The organism is Acidimicrobiales bacterium, from assembly GCA_035316325.1.
Taxonomy (GTDB): domain Bacteria; phylum Actinomycetota; class Acidimicrobiia; order Acidimicrobiales; family VFJN01; genus DASXTK01.
Map to the genome: position 1 here is coordinate 34,957 of DATHJB010000219.1, position 12,064 is coordinate 47,020.

The 12,064-nt window shown below is 72.8% G+C and carries 10 protein-coding genes; all 10 read right to left on the reverse strand.

Annotation, left to right across the window (positions count from 1 at the left end):
- Positions 1-50: 50 nt before the first annotated feature.
- On the reverse strand, positions 51-1,061 hold the full coding sequence (mtnA, locus tag VK611_28910) for an S-methyl-5-thioribose-1-phosphate isomerase (protein ID HMG45389.1): 1,011 nt from the start codon (positions 1,059-1,061) through the stop codon (positions 51-53).
- A gap of 22 nt (positions 1,062-1,083) precedes the next feature.
- Positions 1,084-2,886: a hypothetical protein gene (locus tag VK611_28915; protein ID HMG45390.1), complete on the reverse strand. Its 1,803-nt coding sequence runs from the start codon at positions 2,884-2,886 to the stop codon at positions 1,084-1,086.
- Entirely contained in the window at positions 2,870-4,063 is a 1,194-nt protein-coding gene (metK, locus tag VK611_28920) for a methionine adenosyltransferase (protein HMG45391.1), read from the reverse strand. Before metK ends, VK611_28915 begins: the two co-directional genes overlap by 17 nt.
- Positions 4,060-5,301: a bifunctional phosphopantothenoylcysteine decarboxylase/phosphopantothenate--cysteine ligase CoaBC gene (gene coaBC, locus VK611_28925; protein HMG45392.1), complete on the reverse strand. Its 1,242-nt coding sequence runs from the start codon at positions 5,299-5,301 to the stop codon at positions 4,060-4,062. Before coaBC ends, metK begins: the two co-directional genes overlap by 4 nt.
- A 34-nt stretch (positions 5,302-5,335) precedes the next feature.
- Positions 5,336-5,653, reverse strand: coding sequence for a DNA-directed RNA polymerase subunit omega (rpoZ, locus tag VK611_28930; protein ID HMG45393.1), 318 nt, complete (start codon positions 5,651-5,653; stop codon positions 5,336-5,338).
- A gap of 105 nt (positions 5,654-5,758) precedes the next feature.
- A complete protein-coding gene (locus VK611_28935) occupies positions 5,759-6,298 on the reverse strand; it encodes a cytidylate kinase family protein (GenBank protein ID HMG45394.1) in 540 nt (179 codons plus the stop codon).
- A gap of 25 nt (positions 6,299-6,323) precedes the next feature.
- Positions 6,324-6,641: an integration host factor, actinobacterial type gene (gene mihF, locus VK611_28940; protein HMG45395.1), complete on the reverse strand. Its 318-nt coding sequence runs from the start codon at positions 6,639-6,641 to the stop codon at positions 6,324-6,326.
- Positions 6,642-6,918: 277 nt separating this feature from the next.
- Positions 6,919-7,632: an orotidine-5'-phosphate decarboxylase gene (pyrF, locus tag VK611_28945; protein ID HMG45396.1), complete on the reverse strand. Its 714-nt coding sequence runs from the start codon at positions 7,630-7,632 to the stop codon at positions 6,919-6,921.
- Positions 7,622-8,545 carry a dihydroorotate dehydrogenase gene (locus VK611_28950; protein HMG45397.1) on the reverse strand — a complete coding sequence of 308 codons (924 nt, stop codon included), beginning with the start codon at positions 8,543-8,545 and terminating at the stop codon, positions 7,622-7,624. Before VK611_28950 ends, pyrF begins: the two co-directional genes overlap by 11 nt.
- Positions 8,542-11,982, reverse strand: coding sequence for a carbamoyl-phosphate synthase large subunit (gene carB, locus VK611_28955; GenBank protein ID HMG45398.1), 3,441 nt, complete (start codon positions 11,980-11,982; stop codon positions 8,542-8,544). Before carB ends, VK611_28950 begins: the two co-directional genes overlap by 4 nt.
- Positions 11,983-12,064 lie beyond the last annotated feature (82 nt).

A 12,064-nucleotide genomic window follows, 5' to 3' on the forward strand; every position in this document is an offset into this window, starting at 1 on the left:
AAACCTCGACAGAAACGGTCGCTATGGCGCCATCTCTGTCGAGATTTCGATCAGGGGCGCTGGCCGGCGGCGAGGCGGACGACGCGGTCCTCCGTGACGAGGGCCGTGACCAGATCGGCGGGGGTCACGTCGAACGCCGGGTTCACCGCCCGAGCGCCCGGGGGCGCCAATCGGACGTCGGCGATGGCCAGCACCTCGTCGCCGTCGCGGTCCTCGATCTCGATCGCGGCGCCGTCGGGGGTGCCGAGGTCGACCGTCGACTCCGGGGCCACCACCACGAACGGCACGCCCGCCCGCTGCGCCGCCAGGGCCAGCGGGTAGGTGCCGATCTTGTTGGCGACGTCGCCGTTGGCGACCACCCGGTCGGCCCCGACGACCACGGCGTCGACCTCGCCCCGGGCGATCAGCGACGGCCCGGCGCCATCGACCACCACCCGGTAGTCGACGCCCATCTCCTGCAGCTCCCAGGCGGTGAGCCGGGTGCCCTGCAGCAGCGGGCGCGTCTCGTCGGCGTAGACCAGTGCGACCCCGCCCCGCTCGTGGAGGCAGCGGACCACCCCGAGGGCGGTCCCCCACTCGACGCACGCCAGGCTGCCGGTGTTGCAGTGGGTGTGGAGGCGGAGGCCGGCGGCTTCGGTGTGCGGGCACAGCTCCCGGAGCAGGTCGGCGCCCCGGCCGCCCATCGCCCGGTTGGCGGCGACGTCCTCGTCGAGGAGGGCGAGCGCGGTGGCCAGCACGGCGTCGCGACCCTCGGGGATGGCAGCGACGCTGCGGGCGACGCCCCGGGCCAGGTTCACGGCGGTCGGGCGGGCGGCGCGCAGGCCGGCGATGGCCGCGTCGAGCTCACGGTCGTCCCACGAGGCGCGCCGGGCCTCGTCGAGGGCGAGCACCACGCCCAGCGCCCCGGCGGCACCGAGCGCCGGCGCGCCCCGCACGGCCAGGCGCTGGATGGCGTTGACGAGACCGTCGACGTCGGTGAGGTGGACGTGGCGCACCTCGTGCGGGAGCGCGGTCTGGTCGACGATCACCACCGCCCCGTCGTTCCAGTCGATCGTCCGCACCGGGAGATTCTTGCCGAAGTCGTCACACGCGCAACGGGTCGACCGAAACCCGGAGGCGGCCCGGGGGGCGTGGCGTGGCGGCGAGGGCGTCGCAGAGCACCTGGTGGTCGGGGGCCCGGAGCAGCCAGCGGCCGTCGGCCGGGCCCATCACGTCGACCTCGGCCGGGCGGCCGAACGCTGCCACGAACGCCGCCGCCGACGGGCCCGACACCTCGGCCAGCGCCGCGGCCGGGGGGAAGCGCAGCAGGTCGCGGCGCTCGGCCTCGGCGTCGGTCACCCGGGTCGGGTCGGCGTGGAGGGCGGCCAGGACCACCTCGTGGCGCGGCGCCCGGGTCTGGAGGACGAGGCGGCCCCCGTCGGATCGCCGGCCGACGATCCGCGCCGCCCGGGCCAGCAGCCCGAACGCCTGCTCGGCGGCCCGGTAGCGGGGGGCGAGGAGCTCCTGGTCGAGGTCGAGGAAGGCGACGACCTCGGCCCGGTCGACCTGGTGCAGCACGGCCTCCGTGCCGACGACCACTCGTCTTTGAAGGGAAACGGCCCTATCCGGGTCGTTTCCCTTCAAAGACGTGGAGGCGACCTCGCCCACCGGCTCGCCCACCAGCGCCTCCAGCTCCTCCCGCACCCGGCTCACGCCCTGGCGCAGCAGCTTGAGACGGGTGGCGCCGCAGGCCGCGCACACCGTGGGCCGCTCCCGGCTGCAGCGGGGGCAGGCCAGCGTCCCTTCGACCAGCTGGGTGAGGGCGGCGTCGCAGGCCTCGCAGCGGGCCAGCTCACCGCATGCGCTGCAGGCCAGCAGCCTCGCCCGGCCGACCCGGTTGAGGACGCACAGCACCCGCCGGCCGCTGCGCAGCACGTCGACCAACCGGGGCGAGATGAGGCCGGTGCGGGGGTCGTCGCTGCGGCGGTCGACCACCTCGACCAGCGGCCAACCGGCCCGCTCGTCGTTGCGGGAGGGCTCGGTGAGCTCGCCCCACGCCAGCGCCTCCAGCGTCGGGCACGGCGACACCAGGACGCAGGGCACGCCGGCCCGGGCGGCCCGCTCGGCCACGACGTCGCGGGCGTGCCAGGTGGGCGTCTGCTCCTGGGCGTGGCCCTCGTCGTGCTCGTCGACCACGACCACAGCGGCCAGGTCGCCCACCGGCGCCCACGCCGCCGCCCGGGTGCCGACCACCGTCGCCCCCGCCGCGCCCAGCGCCCAGTCGCGGGGATGCGACGCCACCGGCACGCCCTCCCGCCGCAGCCGCGCCTCGATCGCCCGGGCCAGCCCCACGTTCGGGCACACCACCAGGGCGTTCCCGAGTCGGGCGGCGCCGAGGACGACCTCGACCGGGTCTGCGGCAGGCGGCAGCCGGACGACCGACCGCAGCAGCGGCGCCGGCTCCCCGGAGGCCACCGGATGCCGAGGGGACCGGGGCAACCCCGACACGATGCGGTCCGGGTCGGCGGTCCGGAGGAACGACGCCGGGCGGCCCCACCAGCGCCACGCGGCCCAGCCGGCCAGGGCGATGAGCTCCTCGGGTGGGCCCCAACCGGAGAGCTTCGCCAGGGGCCGAGGCGTGACGCCCGGGGGCGGTGTGACGTCGACGGCCACGATCCAGCCCCCCACCCTCCGCCCGCCCAGGGCGATCCGCACCCGGGTCCCGACGCGCACCTGGTCCCCGAATCGCTCGGGGACCAGGTAGTCGAACGTCTTGCCGATGGCCGGCTCGTCGGGCAGCACCCGGACGACCCGCCCCTCGACGGCGACGGCGACATCCGCAGCAGGAGCCGCGACCGGCTCCTGCCACAGCGTCGTCTGGGCGTCGCCTCTAGAGGCTGAGGGCACTCTTGAGGTCGTCCACCCGCGTGGTCTGCTCCCAGCTCAGCTCCTTGTCGCTGCGGCCGAAGTGGCCGTAGGCGGCGGTCCGCTTGTAGATCGGACGGCGGAGGTCGAGGTCGCGCAGGATGGCGGCGGGCCGGAGGTCGAACACCTCGCGCACCGCCTCGCCGATCTTCGTCGGGTCGACGGACTCGGTGCCGAAGGTCTCCACCAGCAGCGACACCGGGTGGGCGACGCCGATGGCGTAGGCGACCTGCACCTCGCAGCGCTTGGCGGCCCCGGAGGCGACCACGTTCTTGGCGACCCAGCGGGCGGCGTAGGCAGCCGAGCGGTCGACCTTCGACGGGTCCTTGCCGGAGAACGCACCGCCACCGTGGCGGGCGGCGCCGCCGTAGGTGTCGACGATGATCTTGCGGCCGGTGAGACCGCAGTCGGCGTGGGGCCCGCCCAGCTCGAAGGAGCCGGTGGGGTTGACCAGCACGCGGAAGTCGTCGTCCTGGAACTGCGGCGGGACCAGCGGCCGGATCACGTGCTCGATCAGGTCGGGCTTGATCAGCGTCTCGGCGTCGAGGCCCGGCTGGTGCTGCGTGGAGATCAGGACGGTCTTGAGCTCGACCGGCACACCGTCCTCGTAGTCGACCGTGACCTGGGTCTTCCCGTCGGGGCGCAGGTACGGCAGGATGCCGGCCTTGCGGACCTCGGCCAGGCGGTGGGCCAGCCGGTGGGCGAACCAGATCGGCAGCGGCATGAGGTCTTCGGTCTCGTCGACCGCGTAGCCGAACATCATCCCCTGGTCGCCGGCGCCCTGGCTGTCGAGGTCTTCCTCGCCACCCTCGAGCCGGTTCTCGTAGGCCGTGTCGACGCCCTGGGCGATGTCGGGCGACTGCGGGTCGATCGACGTCAGGACGCCGCAGGTGTTGCCGTCGAAGCCGACGGACTCGCGGTCGTAGCCGATGCCCTTGATCGTCTCCCGGACGATGCTCGGGATCTCGACGTACGCCGTCGTGGTGATCTCGCCCGCCACGATGGCGAGGCCCGTGGTGACCATGGTCTCGCACGCCACTCGGGCCACCGGATCCTGGGCCAGGATGGCGTCGAGGACGGCATCGCTGATCTGGTCGGCCATCTTGTCGGGATGGCCTTCGGTGACCGACTCGGACGTGAAGGTCCAGCGGAGGCTCACGTGTTGCTCCTTCTGCTTTCGAGAACTGCGTTGAAGACGTCTCGGGCCACGGCTCGCTTGTCCACCAACGGCACCTCACGGGAGGAGCCGTCAGGGAACAGGAGCGTGACCTGGTTCGTGTCGTGCTCGAAGCCAACCCCAGGGGCTGACACGTCGTTGGCCACGATGATGTCCGCGCCTTTGGCTGCGAGCTTGCTCGCCGCATTCTTACGCAGATCGTCGGTCTCGGCCGCGAAACCGACGAGCGTCTGACCGGGGCGCTTGCGCATGCCCAGCTCAGCGAGGATGTCGACGGTCGGTTCCAGCACGATCTCGGGGACACCGTCGCGCTTCTTGAGCTTGCGAGCGGCGACGGCGACGGGACGGAAGTCGGCCACGGCGGCGGCCATCACCACCACGTCGGCGACCTCCGCGGCGGCCTCCACGGCGGCGGCCATCTCGGCGGCGGTCTCCACGGCGACCACGTCGACCGTGTCGGCCACGGGCAGGTGGGCGGTGGTGACCAGGGTGACCTTGGCGCCCCGGTCGACAGCCTCCTGGGCGAGCGCGTGGCCCTGCTTGCCCGACGAGCGGTTGCCGACGTAGCGCACGGGGTCGATGGGCTCGCGGGTGCCGCCGGCGGTGACCACGACATGGAGGCCCGAGAGGTCCGGAAATTGCGTTCGTCCGCCCGCCATATGCGGGTTTTCGAGCGCAATTTCGATGGATCGGACGATCGCCTCCGGGCTGGCGAGACGGCCCTTGCCGATGTCGCCGCCGGCCAGCCGCCCCTCCTCGGGGGCGACGACGTGGACGCCCCGGCGGGCCAGCACCGCCAGGTTCTCCTGCACGGCCGGGTGCTCCCACATCTCGGTGTGCATCGCGGGAGCGATGACGACCGGGGCCCGGGTGGCCAGCAGGGTGGCGGTGAGCAGGTCGTCGGAGATGCCGGCGGCGTAGGTGCCGATCACCCGGGCCGTCGCCGGCGCCACGACCACGAGGTCGGCGCTCTGGCCCAGCCGGGTGTGCGGGATGGGGTCGGGGTCGTCGAACAGCGAGGTGTGCGCCCGCTCCGACGCCAGGGCGGAGAAGGTGGTCTCGCCGACGAAGCGCAGCGCGCCCTTGGTCAGCACGGGCACGACGTGGGCGCCGGCGTCGACCAGCCGACGGCACACCTCGACGGCCTTGTACGCGGCGATGCCGCCCGACACCCCCAGCACGATCCGCCTGCCGGCGAGCACGTCCGGCACGTCGGGCACGTTCTCGACCTTCAGCCCCACTCCCCCGGCGGGATCAGGACTTCTTCTCGGCGTCGGCCGCGGCCGCCGCTGCCGCCGCGGTCTTGGCGTCGATCTCGGCCTGCTCCTCGAGGGTGACCGGGACGATCTTGCCGCCGCCGATCTCCTCGAAGGCGATGGAGAGGGGCTTGCGGGCAACGGAGGTGACCTGCGGGGGCACGATCGCACCGAGGCCCTCACCCAGCTGGTTGAAGTAGGAGTTGATCTCGCGCGCCCGCTTGGAGGACAGCGTGACCAGGGAGAACTTGGAGCCGGCCAGCTCGAGGAGCTCCTCGATCGGCGGCGTCATCATGGTGTCTTGGCGGGTTGCCATGTGGTGGGAGCACCTTCTGGGGAGGGGTGGGAAGGTCGGCCGACCAGCATAGCTCCTGGTCAGACGCCAGGGTGAATCCCCACCTACCAGGTCAGGATTTGCCGGTCAGGCGGCGGGGAACTTGGCACGCGCCGCGCCGACGATCCGGTCGGCGATCTCGTGAGCCAGAAGTCGGCCCGAATCGAGCACGAGGTCGTAGATCGACAGGTCGGTGTTGTCGATGCCGTAGAGGGCGAGGTACCGGTCGCGCTCGATCTTCTCGCGCTCGGCGTTCTCGGTGAGCGCCTGCTCGACGGACTTGTGCTCGCGGGCGGCGACCCGGCGAGCCCGCACGTCGTCGTCGCAGCCGATCCAGACCAGCAGCCCGTCGAGGTGCTCGTTGCGGGCGATCCAACCGGCGAGCCGTGACTCGATCACGACCCCGCCCGCTCGCGCCCGGTCAGCCAGCCGGCGATCGAGCTCGATGTCGACCGCCGGCTGTGCTGCGGCGTAGGCCCCGAACTCGCCAAGGCTCATGCCGTGCTCGACGGCCATGTGCCGGAACACCTGCCCGCCGGGTACCAACTCGAGCCCCAACGCTGCGGCGACTTGCGTCGCCGCCGTGGTGGTGCCCGAACCCGGCGGACCGGAGACCGTGACTAGCAAGGACGGGGATGGAAGACGGGAAGGTTCAGGTGCCGAAGGACTCGAGCAGCGACTTGCGCTGCTGCTCGCCCAGACCGCGGACCCGGCGGGTATCGGCGATGCCGATCTCCTCCATGGCTCGGCGCGCACGCACCTTGCCAACTCCGGGCAGCGACTCGAGGACGGCCAACACCTTCATCTTGCCGACGGTGTCACTGTTGTCGGCTTGGTCGAGAAGCTCCTTGAGCGACATCGACCCCATCTTCAGCTTCTCTTTGAGTTCAGCCCGAGCACGCCGCGCCTCGGCGGCCTTCGCCAATGCGGCTTCGCGCTGCTCAGGTGTTAGTTGGGGAGGGCTCGGCATGGGGTCGAACCCTAGTCCACCGCGAAAGCCCTGCTGCGACATCATGCGGTTCACCGTTGTTTCATCGGCATGATCCGCGAACGGCCCCGAACGGCGGACTACTCTTCGCCGCCCCTCGCCCGCCCGGACGCCGACTCCACGCAGAGTGGCGGGTGGTTGGCGAGTCCTTTGTGGTCGTTCGGTTGTTCTCGAGTTGCTTGTGGTCGGTCTCCGACCACGAACGACTCGACTGTGAGTTGGCGGCTACGGATGACTCGGACCGGGACGACTGGATGGGTTAGGACAACCCGGCGACCAGGGAGCGGGTGGCCTCGATCGGGCTGTCGGAGGCGACCACCGCACGGCCGATGACCAGGAGGTCGGCGCCGCCGTCGAGCGCCGCCTGAGGGGTGGCGACGCGGGCCTGGTCGTCGGCGGAGGCGCCCGCCGGGCGGATGCCCGGGGTGACGATCGTGGCCGCCGGGGCCAGCTCCCGCAGGATCGGCAGGTCGGGCACGGAGCAGACGAAGCCGCCGCAGCCCGCCTCCAGCCCGGCGACCGCCCGCTGGCGCACCAGGTGCTCCGACCAGTCGGGGTCGCTGGTGAGCACGGTCACCGCCAGCGCCGTCGGCTCCGGCAACCCGGCGCCCAGGGCACCCTCCCGCAGCCCCTGCACGCCGGCCCGCAGCATCGCCACGCCGCCGCTCGTGTGGAGCGTCACGTAGCGGGCCCCGAGCGCGCCCAGCACCCGGGCGGTGCGGCCCACCGTGTTGGGGATGTCGTGCAGCTTGCCGTCGTAGAACACGTCGACCCCGAGCTGCGAGAGGCTCACGATGGCGTCGGGTCCCGCGGCGGCGAACAGCTCCATGCCCACCTTCATCGTGCCGAACCACGGCTGCAGGTCGCGCGCCAGGCGCACCGCGGCCACCAGGTCGTCGACGTCGAGGGCGAGGGCCAGCCGGGCGCGCAGCGCCTCGGGGACGGCGGCGTCGGTGGTGGTGTCAACGGTCATGTGCTGCTCCGATCACGTCGTGAAGGTCTCGTATGCCCTGCCGGTGTGCCCAGGCGTGCAGCTCGTCGAGCACCCGCACGGGCGCCCGAGGCTCGACGAAGGTGGCTGTACCCACCTGGACGGCCGTTGCACCCGCCAGGATCAGCTCGGCCGCGTCGCCGCCCGACGCGACGCCGCCCACGCCCACTATCGGCAGGTCCGGCAGGGCGCGGTGGACGTCGAACACGGCCCGCACGGCGACCGGGTGGATCGCCGGGCCGGACAGCCCCCCGCCCCGGGCGCCCGCGCCCAGCCGGAACTGGCGGGTCTCGGGGTCGATCGCCATGCCCATCACGGTGTTGACCAGCGTGACGGCCTCGGCCCCGCCCTCCTGGGCGGCGGCGGCGATCGGCGGGATCGAGGTCACGTTGGGACTCAGCTTGGCCCAGCGGGGTCGGCCGCACGCCGCGCTGGCGGCCATCACCTGGCGGGTGGCGTCGGCGTCGTGGGCGAACAGGTCGCGGCCGTGCTCGGTGTTCGGGCACGACAGGTTCACCTCCACGGCGACCACCTCGGGCGGCGCCGCGGCCAGCATCTCGGCCGCCTTCTCGTACTCGGCCACCGAGCGTCCCCAGATCGAGGCGACCACCCGGGCGCCGGTGGCGACGAGCGGCGGCAGGTCGTCGGCCAGCCACGCCTCGACGCCCGGCCCCTGGAGGCCCACCGAGTTGAGCATCCCGGCCGTCGTCTCGGTGACCCGCAGCGGCGGGTTCCCGTCCCACGGGCCGGCGTGCAGCGACTTCACCACCACCGCGCCCAGCCGGCTCAGGTCGACGTAGGCCGCCAGCTCGGCGCCGTGGCCCGCGGTGCCCGACGCCGTCAGCACCGGTTCGGGGAGAGCCACCGACCCGATGCGGGTGGGAAGCGACGTCACTGCGTGAGGTACTCCTGGAGCGTGCCCACCTGGAGATCGTGGTCCGCGCGGTCGCGCATCCCCTCGGCGGCGGCCACCGCGGCCGACGCCGTCGTCAGGCACGGTACGCGATGGGCGGAGGCCGCACGGCGGATGTAGTCGCCATCCGCGCGGGCGCCACGTCCCCGGGGGCTGTTGACCACCAGCTGCACCTTCCCCTGGGCCAGCAGCTCGACCGCGGTCGGCCAGGACGGGTCCTCGGTGCTGCGCTCCCCCGCCGTGCTCACCTTGGCGACCCGCTGGGCGATGGTGATGCCGGCGTCTTCGAGGTACTCGGCGGTGCCGTCGGTGGCGGCGATCTCGAAGCCGAGGTCGACGAAGCCGGCGGCGGCCCGCAGGCCCGCGGGCTTGTCGCGGTCGGCCAGCGACAGGAACACCGTGCCGCTGTCGGGCAGCATGTCGCCCGCCGCCACCTGGGCCTTGGCGAACGCCAGCCCGAAGGTGCGGTCGATGCCCATGACCTCGCCGGTGGAGCGCATCTCGGGGCCGAGCACGGTGTCGACGTCGGGGAAGCGGCTGAACGGCAGCACCGCCTCCTTCACGGCCACCCGGTCGCCCCGGCCGCTGCCCGCACCCGTGGGCGGCCGCAGGAGGCCCTCGTCGCGCAGCTCGGCCAGCGTCGCCCCGACCATCACCCGGGCGGCGATCTTCACCAGCGGCACGCCGGTCGCCTTGGCAACGAACGGCACAGTCCGGCTGGCCCGCGGGTTGGCCTCGATCACGAACACCTGGCCCTGGCGCCTCGGGCCCAGCGGCCCGGCGCCGGAGGCGCCAAGAGCGGCAGACACAGCGTCGTTTGACCTCTCGCCGGTCTCGCCGGCGAGATCTCGCAGACGTGAGTCGTCGCCCCCACGTGTCACCGCGTACTGGACGTTGAGGAGTCCCTCGACGTCGAGGGCGTCGGCCAGGCGGCGGGTGTAGTCCTCGATCACCGCCACGGTCTCGGCCGACAGCGAGTACGGCGGGATCGAGCAGGCCGAGTCGCCCGAGTGGACCCCCGCCTCCTCGACGTGCTCCATCACCGCGCCGATGACCACCTCGCCGGTGCGGTCGCGGATGGCGTCGACGTCGACCTCGGTGGCGTCCTCCAGGAACCGGTCGACGAGCACCGGGCGCTCGGCCGACAGCCCGCCCTCCTTGCCCAGCGACCCGAACCTCGACAGCGCCTCGATCGCCCGGCGCAGGCCGTCCTCGTCGTAGACGATCTCCATGGCCCGCCCGCCCAGCACGTACGACGGCCGCAGCAGCGCCGGGTAGCCGATGCGCCCGACCACGGCGTTGGCTTCCTCGAACGACGTGGCCGTGCCGCCCGCCGGCTGCGGGATCTCGAGGCGGGCGCACAGGGCGTTCCAGTGCTCCCGGTCCTCCGCCTGGTCGATCGACTCGGGTGACGTGCCGAGCACCAGGCCCTTGGGCAGCAGGCCCGCCAGCTTCAGCGGCGTCTGGCCGCCCAGCGACACGATCACGCCCAGCAGGTCGCCCGCCGCCTGCTCGGCCTCGATCACGTTGAGGGCGTCCTCCAGCGTGAGCGGCTCGAAGTAGAGGCGGTCGGAGGTGTCGTAGTCGGTCGACACCGTCTCCGGGTTGCAGTTGAGCATCACGGTCTCGAACCCGGCCTCGGCCAGGGCGAAGCTGGCGTGGACGCAGCAGTAGTCGAACTCGATGCCCTGCCCGATGCGGTTCGGGCCGGAGCCCAGGATCAGCACCTTGCGGCGCCCCGAGGCGGTGATCTCGTCCTCGTCCTCGTAGGTCGAGTAGTGGTACGGCGTGGCCGCGGCGAACTCGGCGCCGCAGGTGTCGACGGTCTTGAACGTCGGCCGCACCCCCGCGGCGAGGCGGGCGTCGCGCACCGCCAGCTGGTCGACACCAGGGCCCCACAGCCAGGCGAGCTGGGCGTCGCCGAAGCCGAGCTGCTTGGCCCGCTTCCAGGCGCGCCGGGTCATCCCCGCGAGGCCCACCTCGGCCAGGTGGGTGCGCTCCTCCACGATCTGCAGGATCTGGTCGAGGAACCAGGGGTCGACCTTCGTGCGCTCGGCCAGCACGTCGAGCGGGATGCCCCGCCGCAGCGCGGCCTCCAGGTGGAACGGGCGGTCGGGGGTCGCGACCGCGGCCCGGGCCAGCAGCTCGTCGTCCGACATGTCGTCGAGGGCGCTCTCGGCCGGGTCGCACGCCAGGCCCAGGCGACCGTGCTCCAGCGACCGCAGCGCCTTCTGCAGCGACTCGGGGAACGTCCGCCCGATCGCCATCGCCTCGCCCACCGACTGCATCGACGTGCCCAGCACCCCGTCGGTGCCGGGGAACTTCTCGAACGCCCAGCGCGGCACCTTGGTGACCACGTAGTCGATGGTGGGCTCGAAGCTGGCGGGGGTCTTGCGGGTGATGTCGTTGGGGATCTCGTCGAGCGTGTAGCCGACGGCGAGGCGGGCGGCGATCTTGGCGATCGGGAACCCGGTGGCCTTCGAGGCCAGGGCCGACGACCGGCTCACCCGGGGGTTCATCTCGATCACGACCATGTCGCCGTTGGCGGGGTTCAACGCGAACTGCACGTTCGACCCGCCGGTCTCGACGCCCACCCGCCGGATGCAGGCGAACGCGGCGTCGCGCATGGCCTGGTACTCGACGTCGGACAGCGTCTGGGCGGGGGCGACCGTGATCGAGTCGCCGGTGTGGACGCCCATCGGGTCGAGGTTCTCGATGGAGCACACGACCACGCAGTTGTCGGCGCGGTCGCGCATCACCTCCAGCTCGTACTCCTTCCACCCGGCGATCGACCGCTCGACGAGGATCTCGCCGATGGGGCTGGCCTCGAGGCCGGCGGCGGCGAGCCGCTGGAACTCGTCGGGCGTCGACGCGATCCCGGTGCCCTTGCCGCCGAGGATGTACGCCGGCCGGATGACCACGGGCAGGCCCACCTGCTCGACCACCTCCGTGGCCTCCTCCAACGAGTGGGCCGTGGCCGACGCCGGCACCCGGAGGCCGATCTCCTGCATGGCGGCCTTGAACTTCTCGCGGTCCTCGGCGGTGGCGATGGCCTCGGCGGTGGCCCCGATCAGCTCGGGCGTGCCCGGGTGGCCGACCACGCCCGCCTCCACCAGCTCCATCGCCAGGTTCAGCGCCGTCTGCCCGCCGAGGGTGGGGAGCACCGCGTCGGGCTGCTCCCGCTCGACGATCTTCGCCAGGTGCTGCAGGTCGAGCGGCTCGATGTAGGTGGCGTCGGCGAACTCGGGGTCGGTCATGATCGTGGCCGGGTTCGAGTTGGCCAGGATCACCCGGTAACCCTCGGCCCGGAGCACCTTGCAGGCCTGGGTGCCGGAGTAGTCGAACTCGCAGGCCTGGCCGATCACGATCGGGCCGGCGCCGATCAGCAGGATCGACTCGATGTCGTCACGCCGCGGCATGCGCGCTCCCGGCGATCAGGTCGGCGAACTCGGCGAACAGGTAGCGGCTGTCGTGGGGACCCGGCCCGGCCTCGGGGTGGTA

Excerpts from the sequence above, each read along its gene's own strand:
- rpoZ (HMG45393.1), bottom strand. The coding sequence starts at position 5,653 with ATGGCAACCCGCCAAGACACCATGATGACGCCGCCGATCGAGGAGCTC.
- carB (HMG45398.1), bottom strand. The coding sequence starts at position 11,982 with ATGCCGCGGCGTGACGACATCGAGTCGATCCTGCTGATCGGCGCCGGC.
- mihF (HMG45395.1), bottom strand. The coding sequence starts at position 6,641 with ATGCCGAGCCCTCCCCAACTAACACCTGAGCAGCGCGAAGCCGCATTG.
- pyrF (HMG45396.1), bottom strand. The coding sequence starts at position 7,632 with ATGACCGTTGACACCACCACCGACGCCGCCGTCCCCGAGGCGCTGCGC.